A 14,259-nucleotide genomic window follows, 5' to 3' on the forward strand; every position below is an offset into this window, starting at 1 on the left:
CCATGCGTGTTTTGCTTACGGGTGCCAGCGGTTTCGTTGGGCGCGCAGTGCAGGCACGCCTGCTAGCCGATGGTGTACATGAATTGCGCTGCGCCATGCGGCAGTTACCGACTACTTCCCCGGCTAATTGTGAAGTTTGCCTGTCCCCAGGGCTGGCTTCGGATGCGGATTGGTCGACGGCATTGGCTAATGTTGATGCTGTCATCCATTGCGCCGCTCGGGTGCATGTGATGAACGAGCAAGCTATTGACCCGCTTGCCGAGTTTCGTCAGGTCAATGTTGAGGGCACTCTGCGGCTGGCTCGCCAAGCAGTGGAGGCTGGAGTACGTCGTTTCATCTTCGTCAGCTCGATAAAGGTCAATGGTGAGCAGACCTTACCGGGGCATGCCTATTGTGCCGATGACGTGCCTGAGGCTGTAGACCCATATGGCATATCCAAATATGAGGCCGAAGAAGGGTTGAGGGCGTTGGCTGCCGAGACAGGGCTGGAGGTGGTTATTGTTCGTCCGCCGCTGATTTATGGTCCGGGCGTGAAGGCAAACTTCCACAGCATGCTGCGTTGGTTGCATCGTGGTATACCACTACCCTTTGGGGCTATCGATAACCATCGTAGTTTTGTGGCGCTGGATAATCTGGTGGATTTACTGGTGTTGTGTCTCACGCATCCGGCGGCAAGTGGGCAGCGTTTTCTTGTGAGCGATGGTGAGGATCTGTCTACGACAGAGTTGTTGCGCCGCTTGAGTAGCGCCTTGGGACGCCCGGCCAGATTAATTCCTATTCCTCAATCATGGATCGAGCATGGCGCGGCTTTATTGGGGCAGCGCGCGCTGAGCCAGAGGTTATGTGGCTCGCTACAGGTGAATATAGATAAAACTCGCGAGTGCCTAGGCTGGGTGCCGCCACTTACTGTGGAGCAGGCACTGGCCAAGACAGCTGCACACTTTCTGGAAGACGCCCATTCATGAGTGTTCTGATCTTTAGCTTTTTAGTTGCTGTGTTGTCCTGGACATTGACAGCCTGGTTGCGGCGCTATGCGTTGTCTCGCAGCTTGATGGATGTTCCTAATGCACGCAGTTCCCATAGCCAACCTACGCCGCGGGGCGGTGGCATGGCTATTGTTGCGGCCTTCCTGTTTGCGCTGTGTATAGCTTTCTCCATGGGCATGGGAGTTCAACCTGAGTACTTTTATGCATTGAGCGGTGCTGGTGCGCTTATCGCAGTGCTTGGTTTTCTTGATGACCATGGTCATATAGCTGCTCGCTGGCGTTTGCTTGGGCATTTCACGGCTGCTGCTTGGGTGCTGTTCTGGCTCAATGGTTTGCCACCTGTGCAAGTGTTCGGCCATATAGTTGATTTGGGCTGGCTTGGTTATTTGCTGGCCTCTCTCTATTTGGTATGGCTGCTCAATCTGTACAACTTTATGGATGGTATTGACGGTATTGCCAGTGTCGAGGCTATCAGCGTTTGCCTTGGTGGTGCCCTGATGTATGGCTTGCTTGGGCATTTTAATATGCTGCTCTTACCGCTGTTGCTGGCAGCTGCGGTTGCAGGTTTTTTGTTCTGGAACTTTCCTCCCGCGCGTATTTTTATGGGGGATGCAGGCAGTGGCTTCCTCGGCGTAGTGTTGGGCATCCTCTCTCTGCAAGCCGCGTGGGCCAACTCATCATTACTCTGGGGTTGGTTAATTCTGCTTGGGGTCTTTATTGTCGATGCGACCTTCACCCTTTTCCGGCGGTTGTTACGTGGAGATAAGGTTTATGAAGCCCACCGTAGTCATGCCTATCAATACGCATCACGTCACTTCGGCCGTCACTTACCAGTGACGTTGGCAGTCGTTGCGATCAATTTGTTCTGGTTATTACCAATTGCACTCTGGGTTGCATCAGGTGGTGAAGGCTTGTTTGGGCTGTTGCTGGCCTATACGCCTTTGCTGATCTTGGCTGTCAGGTTTCGAGCCGGAGCGCTGGAGCAAGTATGAGTCCGTTACGAACGTTGTTAGTGCTTGGCGCGGGCGGACATGGCAAGGCTGTTGCTGAGGCTGCATTGCTATCTGGTGAGTGGCAACGTGTCTGCTTTCTCGATGACCGCTGGCCGCAATTAGAGGTGGCCTGTGGGATAGATGTGATCGGTGATCTCGACAGTTTGCTTGAGCCAGGCCTGTCAGTTGCTGGAGGTATTGCCGCTGTGGGTAATAACTCTTTGCGTGAAGTTTGGGCTGCGCGAATTAAAGCTGCAGGTATTGAGTTGGTCAGCATTGTGCACCCGCGCGCCTGGGTGAGTCCGTCAGCTCACATCGGGCAGGGATCGGCTGTACTTGCGATGGCAGTGATTGGGACTGACGCGAGGCTTGGTCAAGGTGCGATCGTCAATGCCGGTGCTGTGGTGGATCACGATGTCTGCATCGGTGACTTTGCCCATCTTGGGGTCGGCGTCAATTTGGCTGGTGGTGTTCATATAGGCGCTTTAGCCTGGCTTCAGGCCGGCTGTAATGCCGGCTATGGTGTTAGCGTTGAATCAGGCGATGTGGTTGCCCCTGGCACCGCATTGCAAGCCAAGCATTAAGGAATAGACATGATTCGCCAGCGGATAGACGCTTTACGTCAGGGTCTCTTGCAGTTGCCGCGTCGACAAAAGCGGTTTTTGCAAGTGGTGACTGATGTCGCTCTGATCTGGTTGGCGCTATGGCTTTCATTTGCCCTACGTCTAGGAGAACTGGATGCGGCCCAACCGTTTGACGGTCATGGTTGGCTATTCTTATTAGCACCCATTATCGCTTTGCCGATCTTTATTCGTTTGGGTATGTATCGGGCGGTGATGCGCTATGTGGGTAATGATGCGCTGCTTACAATTGCCAAGGCTGTTACGTTATCAGCCTTGGTGCTGGCTTTGGCGGTCTACTGGTATCGCGGGCCTACGGCTCTGGTGCCACGCTCGATGGTATTCAATTACTGGTGGTTAAGCCTTTTACTTTTGGGCGGTTTGCGCCTTGCCATGCGCCAGTATTTTGCAGGTAATTGGTTCCAGTTAAATTCAGAGCGAACAGCAGTGGCTCCGCTTTTGCCTAGAGTTGCGGTTTACGGTGCTGGTTCAGCGGGTAATCAATTGGTCGCGGCTTTGCGTATGGGGCGCGCCATGCGACCTGTAGCATTTATTGATGATGACCCAGGCATCGCCAATCGCACCATCGCAGGATTGCGCGTGTACACCCCTAAACACATCTCGCAAATGATTGATGAGACCGGCGCTGATGAGATTCTCTTGGCGATGCCTTCTACTTCACGTGGGCGCCGCCGGCAGATCCTTGAAACGCTGGAAGCATTTCCCCTGCATGTACGCAGTATTCCTGGCTTTATGGACCTGGCCAGTGGCAGGGTGAAGGTTGAGGATGTGCAGGAAGTCGACATTGCCGATCTGCTTGGCCGTGATGCCGTACCGCCGCAGCAGGCGTTGTTTGAACGCTGTATTCGCAGTCAGGTGGTGATGGTGACCGGGGCTGGAGGCTCCATTGGTTCTGAGCTTTGCCGGCAGATTTTACTTAATGGACCTGTAACCCTTTTGCTGTTCGAACACAGCGAATTCAATCTATACAGCATTCACAGTGAGCTGGACGCGAGGGTCAAGCGTGAGTCGTTACCGCTGCGTTTGGTGCCGATTCTGGGCTCAATTCGTAACGCCTCGCGTCTTGCTGATGTGATGTGCACCTGGAAGGTCAATACGGTTTACCACGCAGCGGCTTACAAGCATGTGCCGATGGTGGAACACAATATTGCCGAGGGCGTGCTGAACAACCTGATGGGGACGCTCAATACTGCGCAGGCGGCGGTCAAGGCGGGCGTAACCAATTTTGTGTTGATTTCCACTGACAAGGCGGTGCGTCCAACTAACGTAATGGGCAGCACCAAGAGGTTGGCTGAGATGGTGTTGCAGGCGCTCAGTCGCGAGTCTGCCCCTGTGTTGTTTGCTGATGATGAGGCCGTACATCAACTCAATAAGACGCGCTTTACCATGGTGCGCTTCGGCAATGTTTTAGGCTCGTCTGGCTCGGTGATTCCGCTATTTCATGAGCAGATCCGCAAGGGTGGGCCGGTCACGGTTACTCACCCGAATATCACGCGTTACTTTATGACCATCCCCGAGGCCGCGCAGTTGGTCATTCAGGCGGGCTCAATGGGGGAAGGCGGTGACGTGTTCGTGCTGGATATGGGCGAACCGGTGAAAATTGCTGTGCTGGCCGAGAAAATGATTCACCTCAGCGGGTTGAGTGTACGTTCGGATAAGACGCCGCACGGCGATATCGCCATCGAGTTCACCGGCCTGCGTCCAGGTGAGAAGCTCTACGAGGAGTTGCTGATTGGCGATAACGTCAGCCCAACCGAACACCCGATGATCATGCGCGCCAATGAGGAGCATTTGCCTTGGGAGCAATTCAAGGAGCGCCTGGGTGAGTTGCTGGCTGCAGTTGAGTGCGATGATTATGAGCGCGTGCGGCAGTTACTGAGGGAAACCGTCAATGGTTACAAACCCGAAGGTGAGATTGTTGACTGGATCCATGTTAAGCGCAGTGTTGAGCCCTAATTCGCTCTGTGTGTGATGATGAAAATCACAGTGATTTGACAACTGGATGACAGCAGCTAGTTTTCAAGAGCGTGGAGAGGGAAGTCCCACGCTTTGAGAAAAACTAACGTAAGGATACGCATATGCTGAAAGTCAAACTGTCGTCACTGTTGTTCGCTCTGCTGGCCACTTTCTCTGTTGCAAGCATTGCTGCTGAAACTCCCGCGCAACAAGCACCTTCTGCTGCAGTAACTGAAGCCACCCCAATCAATAAGGTCAATCTCAATACGGCTGATGCCGCCACCTTGCAGCGTGAGCTGACAGGTATTGGTGAGGTCAAGGCGCAGGCGATTGTGGCTTATCGTGATGAGCACGGTGACTTTGCTTCGGTGGATGAGTTGTTGGAGGTCAAGGGCATTGGCGAGGCTACGCTGGAGAAGAACCGCGATAAGTTAGGTATCAACTGACGCATTGACCTGTTGTGCTGAACAAGGCCGGTTCTGAACCGGCCTTTTTGTTTTCTGGCTGAGTGGGCTGCGTATTAACGGTGAGGGTTTATGTTGTGGTCTGCAGTCGCGGCAGATGCGGTGCTGGTCTTTCATCTGCTGTTTATTCTGTTTGCCTTGCTGGGCGGCTTGCTGGTGTGGCGGTGGCGCAGTTTGGTCTGGCTGCATGTGCCGGCGGCCGTGTGGGGTGTGCTGGTGGAGTTGATGCACTGGCCCTGTCCGCTGACGCCACTGGAGCAGAGTTTGCGGCTGGCCGCCGGGCAGCTGTTGTGAGTGGGGCTTAGGCCGCCTTATTCAGATGGATGATGGTGTGCGGGCAAGATAATTTCCCCAGCTACACTGGCCCCATCAATCACAGCAGCAAAGGCAGCTTTCTATGCAAAATCGCATGATGATCACCGGCGCGGGTTCAGGTTTGGGGCGTGAGATTGCCCTGCGTTGGGCGCGTGAGGGCTGGCAGTTGGCGCTGTCGGATGTCAATGAGCCAGGCCTGGTGGAAACCCTGCAACTGGTGCGTGAGGCAGGCGGTGATGGTTTCACCCAGCGCTGCGATGTGCGTGATTACAGCCAGCTGACGGCGTTTGCCCAAGCCTGTGAAGAGAAGCTGGGTGGCATTGATGTGATCGTCAACAACGCCGGCGTGGCTTCTGGTGGATTCTTCAGTGAGCTGTCGCTGGAGGATTGGGATTGGCAGATTGCGATCAACCTGATGGGCGTGGTCAAGGGCTGCAAGGCCTTCCTGCCGTTGCTGGAAAAGAGCAAGGGCAAGATCGTCAATATCGCGTCCATGGCGGCCTTGATGCAGGGGCCGGCAATGAGCAACTACAACGTGGCCAAGGCGGGCGTAGTGGCCCTGTCGGAAAGCCTGCTGATCGAATTGAAGATGCTCGAAGTGGGTGTGCATGTGGTGTGCCCATCGTTCTTTCAGACCAATCTGCTGGATTCCTTCCGTGGCCCAACGCCAACGATGAAGGCGCAGGTCGGCAAGCTGCTGGAAAGCTCACCGATCAGTGCGGCGGATATTGCCGATTACATCTATGAAGAAATTGCCAAGGGCGAGTTCATGATTCTGCCTCATCAGCAAGGCCGTATGGCCTGGGCCGTTAAGCAGAAGAACCCGCAGTTGCTGTACAACGAAATGACCGCCATGGCTGACAAGATGCGTGCTCCGCGCAGCAAATGATGCCGGTGTGAGGATGATCTTGCTGATCATCCGGTCAGCTTAATCGGTGCTTGGGCTTGCCTGAGGCAGGCTCGGGCGTTAGGGTTTGCGGTCATGTCGGCATGGCCGCGAAACTGATGGTATTTCTGTGAAACCTTTCCCGCGGGCCCTGTTGTTGCTGGCCCTGGTTCTGGCTGCAATCAACTTGCGGCCTGGCATCACCTCCCTGGCACCGCTGATCGAGCGGATTGCCGAAGAACTGGCCTTGAGCCGTAGCCTGATCAGCCTGACAACTGCCTTGCCGGTACTGTGCATGGGCCTGCTGGCACCCTTCGCGCCACGTCTGGCTTTACGCTTTGGGCTCGAACGTACTATCGCCCTGTGCATGGCATTGATTGCCGCAGCGCTGCTGCTGCGCCTGATCGGACATGCCAGTGCCATTCTGATCGGCAGTGCGGTGTTGCTGGGCGCGGCCATCGCGGTTGCGGGGCCGTTGCTCTCGGGGTTTATCAAGCGTCATTTCGCTGGGCGTATGGGCAGTGTGGTCGGCTGGTATTCGCTGAGCATGGCGATTGGTGGTGCTGGCGGCGCGGTGCTGACCGTACCGGCCACCCAATGGCTGAGCGATGATTGGACCCGTGGGCTGGCCGTATGGGCCTTGCCGGCGTTGTTGGGCTTGCTGCTCTGGCTGTGCCTGCCCAATCGCGCTGAAGCGGACGCGGACGCCGCCGGTGCTGGCCTACCCTGGGGCAGCCCGCGGGCCTGGCTGATCAGTGCATTCTTTGCCATTCAGGCGGGGCTGTTCTATGCCCTGGCCACCTGGGCGGTGGCGCGTTACCACGAGGCTGGGTTGAGCGTGCTGCACAGCAACAGCTTGTTCAGTGTGTCGATGCTGATGGGCTTGCCCAGTTCATTCCTGCTGCCTTGGTTGGCGCAACGGTTCCACAATCGTTATCTGTTACTGATGGGGTGTGGCCTGTTGTCATCGATCAGCCTGATCATGATCACCTTCCAGCCGACTGTGCTGCCCGAGCTCTGGGCGGTGACCATCGGCTTTGGCCTGGGCGGCTCGTTTGCTCTGTCCCTGGTATTGCCGTTGTATGAGGCGGGCTCGCCACTGGCGGTCAGCCGCTGGACGGCAATGATGCTGTGCATGGGCTACAGCCTGGCGTGCCTGACTCCAGTGCTGACCGGCCTTGCGCGTGATCTGGCGGGCAGTTATCAACTGCCCTTTATGGTGCTCACGGTACTGGCGTTGCTGATGACGCTGTTGGCCTGGCTGATGCGCCATGGCCCGTCGCGCAGCCCTGGCTGAGACGGGTTTTGCCCTCGATAACGCTTATTTGGCAGCAGTTCCTTCCTTGGCCTCGGAGGCTGTGATAGAAGGCAGCCTTGATTTGCTGGAGTGCCTGCGTGGAGTCGGAATCCATCGTTTATGGTTGCATCCGTGACTGGCCGTCGGATAGCCCGGCGGAAAGCCGTTTGCGCCGTGAGATCAATCGCCAGGTGCTCGATGAGTTGCCCGCGGGCGATGCCTGGAGCTTTCTCGGGCGGGAGATGTTTGCCTGTTGCGAGCAACCGGGCGATGGCCTGTACCAGACTCAGGTGATCCACTTCGGTGCCAGCTACCGCACGGTGGAGTATGAGTGGAGCCTGTGGATCAAGCAGTTCGAGGCGCTGCTCAAGCGTCTGTACTGGGCCAGCGCAGTGGTGCACCTGGAAACCGAGCTGAACGGCACCCACACCTTTCGCTGGGAGTCGGATAACGGTTTTCACAGCCCGCAGGAAGGCGAGTTGCGTGTGCGTTGCGCGTGGGAGCGCGAGGGTGGGTTACGTGGTTAACCGCCTTTAATCGTCCAGTCCTTCAAGTGCATCCAGCCATTCTTTCGGCACATCACGCTTCAACGCCAGCTGGCATTGCTGGCTGTCCGCATCGAACACAATCACTGCCTGGCCTTTGCTCAAGGCGTGGCGTACCCGTTCGATACGCGTATCCAGCGGGGTTTCGTCGCCGTTATCGGTGCCGTCACGGGTGACGAAGTCTTCGATCAGCCGGGTCAGGGTGTCAGCTTCAAGCAGGTGATAGGGGATCAGCACGGTAGGGTCTCCAAAAGGCAGCGCGATCCTAACGTGCGCCGTCCAGCCTGGCCATGTTTGCCGTGCAGTTACTGGACGGAGGGTTCAGTAGGCAGCAGGTAGGTTTCCAGGGTGCTGTACAGCTTGGCGCTGTCCAGCGGTTTGCCGAGGAAGTCATTCATTCCGGAGTCGACTCCGTGCTGGCGGTGTTCATCGAGGATATGTGCGGTCAGGGCGATGATCGGCACCGCTGGCAGGTTGTTCTGGCGCTCCAGGCGGCGGATCTGCCGGGTGGCTTCGAAGCCATCCATTTCCGGCATTTCACAGTCCATCAGGATCAGTTGCGTGGCGTTCGGGTCGCGCTGGTATTCGTTGAGTGCCGCCAGGCCGTTGGTAACCAGGCGCACGTTGTAGCCGCGCTTTTTCAGAAAGCCTTGGACGACCAACTGATTCACCGGGTTGTCTTCAGCCACCAGGATGCAGGGCGCACTGCCGGTATCGGTGTGGGTTTTCGGTAGCGGTTTGATCTCCGCTGCACGCGGTTCTTCATAGAGTTCCAGCAGTGCACTGCGCAGGGCATTGATCGCCAGCGGCTGCGGCAGGCCTAGCAGGCGCAGGCCGCCAGAGTTGGGCAATTGCTGACACTGCTCCGGTGCGCAGAGCAGCAGCACGCGCTGACCCGGTTGCAGCAACGGGCGCAGCGAATCCAGCCAGTGCTGGATGCTGCCTGGCCACGGCGCCATCAGCACCAGCAGCGGCGGTGCGGCGAAGTCTTCCAGGTAGCCGTGCAGGGTTTCCGGGTTCTGGCAGCGCTCGGTGCGCATGCCCCAGCGCCCGAGCAGGCGGCTCAGGGCATCCAGGCCCAGGCCATCGAGTGAGGTGAGCAGCGCAGTGCGGCCCTTGAGCAACTCATGCAGTGGGTCGGTGGGCAGCGGCTCGTCAGCCTGTGGAATATCGAAGGCAAAGCGTGTGCCCTGGCCCGGGGTGCTTTGCACCTCGATACGGCCGCCCATCATCTCCACCAGCTCCTTGCTGATCGCCAGGCCCAGGCCGCTGCCACCATAGCGGCGGGTGGTACTGGAGTCGCCCTGGGCGAAGGATTCGAACAGCTGGGTCAGGGCCTGGTCGCTGATGCCGATACCGCTGTCGCTGATGGCGAACACCAGGTGCGGATTGCCCTGGGAGTCATTGCGCCGGCAGACATTAAGCGCCACATGACCTTCGGCGGTGAATTTCAGGGCGTTGCTGAGCAGGTTCATCAACACCTGCTTGAGCCGCGTCGGGTCGCCCTGGGCGCGGCGCGGTACGCCACTTTCCAGGCTGACGTAGAGGCGCAGGCGCTTGTCCAGGGCTTGTCCGGTGAACAGGCTGAGGGTGTCGGAAATCAGCTCCTCCAGATCGAACTCGATATGTTCCAGGCTGAGCTTGCCGGATTCGATGCGCGCGTAATCGAGGATGTCGTTGATCACCGCCATCAGCGAGCTGCCGGAGCTGGAAATGGTGTCGACATAGAAGCGCTGGCTGCGATCCAGCGGGGTTTCCTTGAGCAGCTGCAGCATGCCCAGCACGCCATTGAGCGGGGTGCGGATTTCGTGGCTCATCTTGGCCAGGAAGCGGCTCTTGGCCAGGTTCTCGATTTCCGCCTGCTCGGCGGCGCGGCGAGACTGGAAGCCTTCCTCCTTGAGCAGGTTGATGCGATCGGCCAGGCCGATGGACAGGGTGATCAGTTCGATGGTCACACCAATTTTCACCGCCGTAGCACCGAACACCCCCAGCACTTCCAGGCCGAGCGAGCCGGTGGTGGCCTGAATAAAGGCGAACAGCAGGATGGCCCAGGCCAGGGTGTAGTAGGAGCCGTAGCGTACGCCGCGGCGCCAGATATACAGGCCGGTGAGCAGCAGGGTTAGCGAGACCAGTGACACCGTGACGCTGGCGAGGATATTCCAGGCGCTGAAGCCGATCAGTGGCACTGACAACAGGCAGCCGGCACACACCAGCATCAGCAGGCGCAGGCCAGTATCCAGGCGTGGGAAGTACTGCGGCGCATGCAGGAAATGCCGGCTGAACTGAATCGCCGTCAGGCAGTGCAGGTACATCAGGATGTAGATGCTTACTGACTGGAAGGCCACATGCTCAGGCAGCAGTTTGAACAGCATGCCGTCAAAGCAGGCCGCCAGCACACCGACGTTGAGGTTGTAGGCCAGGTACCAGAAGTAGGCGGATTCGCGCAGTGAAATAAACAGGAACAGGTTGTAGCAGAACATCGCAAACAGCACGCCGTAGAACGCACCGTTGAAGCCCATAAGGTTTTCCTGGGCGGCTGCGCTGGCCTGGTAGGTGCTGAAGAACACCGGCATGAAGATCGTGCTGCTGGTCTTCACCCGAATCAGCAGGGTGCTCTCGCCGGTGGGCAGTTCAAGTGGGAACCAGAAATTGCGCACCTGTACCGGGCGTTGGGAGAAGGCATAACGGTCGCCGCTTTCCTGCATCTGCCACTGGCCATCGGCATGGGCCAGGAACACCTGCAGGTGATCGAGCAGCGGGTAGTTGATTTCCAGATAGCCGGCCAGGTTCTGCGCCAGCACGTTGTTCAGGCGGATCTTGAACCACCAGGTGGCGTCATTCTTGCCGAGGTTGGCGTGCGGGCCTTGCACTGGGGTGAAGCGTTCATCCGCCAGGGCCGCGACCTGTTCGATGCTCATGTCACCCTGGGGGTCTTCCAGGTAGGCCATGGCGGGGCCCAGTGACAGGCGTAGGTCACTGTTATCCAGCGTTGCAGGCTGCAGCGCCCACGCCGATCCGCACAGCCAGAAGAGCACCACCGCCAGCCAAATCCGAGGCATTCAGCGACCTCAATATTATTTTCTGAGGCCTGATCCGGCCCCGCGTCATGCCATCACTTTGCCCTGATGCGCGCGACCCTTCAAGCGTCCTGATCACGTGGGCGCAACAGGCTGTCAACGCTGGGCACGCGGGTGTCGCTGGCCATCTGTGCATCGTGTTCCAGTTGATGGCTGAAACGCTCCAGCGAGCCCTGTGCCGGCTGAGCATCGCTGGCAAATACCGGTGGGCTGAGCAGGTAGGCCGTGAGCAGACTGCTGAGGGATTTGAGGCTGTCGAGATGCGTGCGTTCGTAGCCATGGGTGGCATCGCAACCAAAGGCCAGCAGGGCGGTGCGGATGTCGTGGCCGGCAGTGACCGCTGACTGTGCGTCGCTGTGGTAGTAGCGAAACAGGTCGCGGCGCACCGGGATTTCATGCTCACTGGCCAGGCGCAGCAGCTGGCGCGACAGGTGATAGTCGTAAGGCCCGCCTGAGTCCTGCATGGCCACGCTGATGGTGTGCTCGCTAGACTGCTGGCCTGGCGCAACCGGGGCGATATCGATGCCAACAAACTCGCTGACATCCCAGGGCAGAGCGGCTGCCGCACCAGAACCGACTTCCTCCGTGATGGTAAACAGCGGGTGGCAGTCGATCTCCGGCTCCAGGCCGCTTTCCTGGATGGCCTTGAGCGCGGTGAGCAGCGCCGCAACGCCGGCTTTGTCATCCAGGTGGCGCGCGCTGATATGACCGCTTTCGGTGAACTCTGGCAGTGGGTCGAAGGCGACGAAGTCACCCACCGAGATACCCAGCGATTCGCAGTCGGCGCGGGTGCTGCAGTAGGCATCCAGGCGCAGTTCGACGTGGTCCCAGCTGATCGGCAATTGGTCCACGGCGGTATTGAAGGCATGTCCCGAGGCCATCAGTGGCAGCACGCTGCCGCGAATCACGCCCTGATCGGTAAACACGCTGACGCGGCTGCCCTCGGCAAAACGGCTTGACCAGCAGCCGACGGCGGCCAGGCCCAGGCGGCCGTTGTCCTGCAGTTCGCGGACGATGGCGCCAATGGTGTCCAGGTGCGCGGAAACTGCGCGATCCGGGCTGCTCAGTTTGCCTTTGAGGGTGCCGCGAATGGTGCCGCGACGGGTCATCTCGAAGGGGATGCCGATCTCCTCCAGGCGTTCGGCGACGTAGCGCACGATGGTGTCGGTAAAACCGGTAGGGCTGGGAATGGCGAGCATTTCCAGCAGCACTTTCTGTAGGTAGGCGAGGTCGGGTTCGGGGAGTTTTTGCATACAGCTGCTCCTTGCGACAAGTGTTCGAGAGGCCTACGATCTCATGGAGTGGATAACGCCGGGTTACGGGTCTGCTGATGCTTCAAGCCACCTGGCTAAGCGGGAACAGCAGGTCGATAAAGCGCTCGGCGGTGGGTTGCGGCTGGTGGTTGGCCAGGCCGGCGCGTTCGTTGGCTTCGATAAACACATACTCGGGTTGATCGGCCGCGGGCACCAGCAAATCGAGGCCGACCACTGGGATATCCAGGGCGCGGGCGGCTTTTACCGCAGCATCGGCCAGCGCTGGGTGAAGGATGTCGGTGACGTCTTCCAGGCTGCCGCCGGTGTGCAGGTTGGCAGTTTTGCGCACGGGCAGGCGCTGGCCGGCCGGCAGCACGCTGTCGTAATCCACCCCAGCGGTATGCAGGGTGCGCAGGGTCTCAGCGTCTTTGGGGATGCGGCTTTCACCTTCGGTGGCCGCTTGCCGGCGGCGGCTCTGCGCGTCGATCAGCTCGCTGATGCTGTGCTGGCCATCGCCAACTATTTCAGCTGGACGACGAATCGCCGCAGCGACCACGGCAAAGCCGATCACCAGAATGCGCAGATCAAAACCAGGGTGAAAGCTTTCCAGCAAGACGCGGCTGTCGAAGGTGCTGGCGCGTTCGATGGCGTCCTGAACATCCAGCGGCGTGCGCAGATCCACCGCCACGCCCTGGCCCTGTTCGCCATCCACCGGTTTAACCACCAGGCTGCCGTGCTCGGCGAGAAACGCGGCGTTTTCGTCAGCGCTACCGGCCAGGCGCTGAGCGGGTAGGTGCAGACCGGCCTGCGCCAGGGCGCGGTGGGTCAGGTGTTTGTCCTGGCACAGGGTCATGCTTACCGCACTGGTCAGGTCGCTCAGCGATTCCCGGCAGCGGATGCGCCGGCCGCCGTGGCTCAAGGTAAACAGCCCGGCGTCGGCATCGTCGACCTGTACCTCGATGCCACGGCGCAGCGCTTCATCGACGATGATCCGCGCGTAGGGGTTCATCGGGGTGTGCGGGCCAGGGCCGAGGAACAGCGCTTCGTTGATGCCGTTCTTGCGTTTGATGCTGAACGTCTGCAACTCACGAAAGCCCAGCTTTGCGTACAGGCCCTTGGCCTGTTGGTTGTCGTGCAGCACGGACAGGTCCAAGTGGCTCAGGCCTCGGCTCATAAAGTGTTCGATCAGGTGGCGCACCAGCACCTCGCCGACGCCAGGTCGGCTGCAGCGTGGATCGACCGCCAGGCACCACAGGCTGCTGCCATGATCCGGGTCCTGGTAGGCCTTGCTGTGGTTGAGGCCCATGACGCTGCCGATCACCGCGCCGCTGTGCTCATCCTCGGCCAGCCAGTACACCGGCCCACCCAGGTGGCGCGGGGTGAGTGTGTCGGGCTTGATCGGTAGCATGCCGCGCAGCTGATACAGTGCATTGATCGCCTGCCAGTCCTCGGCATTCTGCGCGCGGCGTACACGGTAACCACGAAAGCCTCGGCGCGCGGGACGGTAGTCGGTAAACCACAGGCGCAGGGTGTCCGACGGATCGAGAAACAGCTGCTGCGGCGCTTGCGCGAGCACCTGCTGTGGGGCCGCCACATACAGGGCGATGTCACGCTCGCCGGGCTGCTCGGTCAGCAGATCGCTGGCCAGGGCAGCAGCATCCGGGTAAGTGTGGCCGATCAGCAGACGGCCCCAGCCACAATGTACGGCGTGCGGTTGGCTGGGCGGTGCGCTGTGATCCTCGGCCAGGCGCGCGGTCAGCCGCTCGTAGGAGGGCGCCTGACCGCGCAACAGGCGTTGGTTAAAGGCAGTGGTACGCATGGGATAGTCCTTTGCTCATTCGCTTGGC

At 59.1% G+C, this 14,259-nt stretch carries 13 protein-coding genes; 9 read left to right on the top strand and 4 right to left on the bottom strand.

Translation table 11 applies throughout. The annotated features are described in order from the left end of the window. Positions 1-2 precede the first annotated feature (2 nt). The 9 genes from ACSQ17_RS17385 to ACSQ17_RS17425 all read left to right on the top strand — a co-directional run bounded on the left by ACSQ17_RS17385 (position 3) and on the right by ACSQ17_RS17425 (position 8,064). Positions 3-965, top strand: a complete 963-nt coding sequence (locus ACSQ17_RS17385) for a UDP-glucose 4-epimerase family protein (RefSeq protein WP_436069846.1) — start codon at positions 3-5, stop codon at positions 963-965. After that, positions 962-1,978 (top strand): MraY family glycosyltransferase, encoded by a 1,017-nt coding sequence (locus ACSQ17_RS17390; RefSeq protein ID WP_436069847.1) that lies wholly within the window; start codon positions 962-964, stop codon positions 1,976-1,978. The genes ACSQ17_RS17385 and ACSQ17_RS17390 overlap by 4 nt, the downstream gene beginning before the upstream one ends. Beyond that, on the top strand, positions 1,975-2,562 hold the full coding sequence (locus ACSQ17_RS17395; protein WP_436069848.1) for an acetyltransferase: 588 nt from the start codon (positions 1,975-1,977) through the stop codon (positions 2,560-2,562). The genes ACSQ17_RS17390 and ACSQ17_RS17395 overlap by 4 nt, the downstream gene beginning before the upstream one ends. Positions 2,563-2,571: 9 nt before the next feature. Continuing rightward, entirely contained in the window at positions 2,572-4,575 is a 2,004-nt protein-coding gene (locus ACSQ17_RS17400) for a polysaccharide biosynthesis protein (protein ID WP_436069849.1), read from the top strand. Positions 4,576-4,697: 122 nt separating this feature from the next. After that, positions 4,698-5,021, top strand: a complete 324-nt coding sequence (locus ACSQ17_RS17405) for a ComEA family DNA-binding protein (protein WP_436069850.1) — start codon at positions 4,698-4,700, stop codon at positions 5,019-5,021. Between the two features lie 90 nt (positions 5,022-5,111). Then, entirely contained in the window at positions 5,112-5,333 is a 222-nt protein-coding gene (locus ACSQ17_RS17410) for a DUF2784 domain-containing protein (protein ID WP_436069851.1), read from the top strand. Between the two features lie 103 nt (positions 5,334-5,436). Then, on the top strand, positions 5,437-6,243 hold the full coding sequence (locus ACSQ17_RS17415; protein WP_436069852.1) for an SDR family oxidoreductase: 807 nt from the start codon (positions 5,437-5,439) through the stop codon (positions 6,241-6,243). A 127-nt stretch (positions 6,244-6,370) separates the two neighbouring features. After that, positions 6,371-7,537, top strand: coding sequence for an MFS transporter (locus tag ACSQ17_RS17420; RefSeq protein ID WP_436069853.1), 1,167 nt, complete (start codon positions 6,371-6,373; stop codon positions 7,535-7,537). A 98-nt stretch (positions 7,538-7,635) separates the two neighbouring features. Further along, positions 7,636-8,064 carry a hypothetical protein gene (locus ACSQ17_RS17425; RefSeq protein ID WP_257778120.1) on the top strand — a complete coding sequence of 143 codons (429 nt, stop codon included), beginning with the start codon at positions 7,636-7,638 and terminating at the stop codon, positions 8,062-8,064. Between the two features lie 6 nt (positions 8,065-8,070). Here the strand turns inward: ACSQ17_RS17425 and ACSQ17_RS17430 are convergent, their stop codons facing one another. The 4 genes from ACSQ17_RS17430 to ngg all read right to left on the bottom strand — a co-directional run bounded on the left by ACSQ17_RS17430 (position 8,071) and on the right by ngg (position 14,231). Further along, entirely contained in the window at positions 8,071-8,319 is a 249-nt protein-coding gene (locus ACSQ17_RS17430; RefSeq protein WP_233684265.1) for a YheU family protein, read from the bottom strand. A gap of 68 nt (positions 8,320-8,387) precedes the next feature. Next, positions 8,388-11,141, bottom strand: coding sequence for a 7TM diverse intracellular signaling domain-containing protein (locus ACSQ17_RS17435; protein ID WP_436069854.1), 2,754 nt, complete (start codon positions 11,139-11,141; stop codon positions 8,388-8,390). A gap of 80 nt (positions 11,142-11,221) precedes the next feature. Further along, positions 11,222-12,412, bottom strand: coding sequence for an osmoprotectant NAGGN system M42 family peptidase (locus tag ACSQ17_RS17440; RefSeq protein ID WP_436069855.1), 1,191 nt, complete (start codon positions 12,410-12,412; stop codon positions 11,222-11,224). An 82-nt stretch (positions 12,413-12,494) separates the two neighbouring features. Continuing rightward, positions 12,495-14,231 carry an N-acetylglutaminylglutamine synthetase gene (ngg, locus tag ACSQ17_RS17445; RefSeq protein WP_436069856.1) on the bottom strand — a complete coding sequence of 579 codons (1,737 nt, stop codon included), beginning with the start codon at positions 14,229-14,231 and terminating at the stop codon, positions 12,495-12,497. Positions 14,232-14,259: the final 28 nt, after the last annotated feature.

The sequence above is a fragment of the Pseudomonas sp. LjRoot71 genome, assembly GCF_964253255.1.
Classification (GTDB): domain Bacteria; phylum Pseudomonadota; class Gammaproteobacteria; order Pseudomonadales; family Pseudomonadaceae; genus Aquipseudomonas.

Coding starts and splice junctions, on each gene's coding strand:
- ACSQ17_RS17415 (WP_436069852.1), top strand. CDS start 5,437: ATGCAAAATCGCATGATGATCACCGGCGCGGGTTCAGGTTTGGGGCGT.
- ACSQ17_RS17385 (WP_436069846.1), top strand. CDS start 3: ATGCGTGTTTTGCTTACGGGTGCCAGCGGTTTCGTTGGGCGCGCAGTG.
- ACSQ17_RS17400 (WP_436069849.1), top strand. CDS start 2,572: ATGATTCGCCAGCGGATAGACGCTTTACGTCAGGGTCTCTTGCAGTTG.
- ACSQ17_RS17395 (WP_436069848.1), top strand. CDS start 1,975: ATGAGTCCGTTACGAACGTTGTTAGTGCTTGGCGCGGGCGGACATGGC.
- ACSQ17_RS17410 (WP_436069851.1), top strand. CDS start 5,112: ATGTTGTGGTCTGCAGTCGCGGCAGATGCGGTGCTGGTCTTTCATCTG.
- ngg (WP_436069856.1), bottom strand. CDS start 14,231: ATGCGTACCACTGCCTTTAACCAACGCCTGTTGCGCGGTCAGGCGCCC.
- ACSQ17_RS17405 (WP_436069850.1), top strand. CDS start 4,698: ATGCTGAAAGTCAAACTGTCGTCACTGTTGTTCGCTCTGCTGGCCACT.
- ACSQ17_RS17390 (WP_436069847.1), top strand. CDS start 962: ATGAGTGTTCTGATCTTTAGCTTTTTAGTTGCTGTGTTGTCCTGGACA.
- ACSQ17_RS17435 (WP_436069854.1), bottom strand. CDS start 11,141: ATGCCTCGGATTTGGCTGGCGGTGGTGCTCTTCTGGCTGTGCGGATCG.
- ACSQ17_RS17440 (WP_436069855.1), bottom strand. CDS start 12,412: ATGCAAAAACTCCCCGAACCCGACCTCGCCTACCTACAGAAAGTGCTG.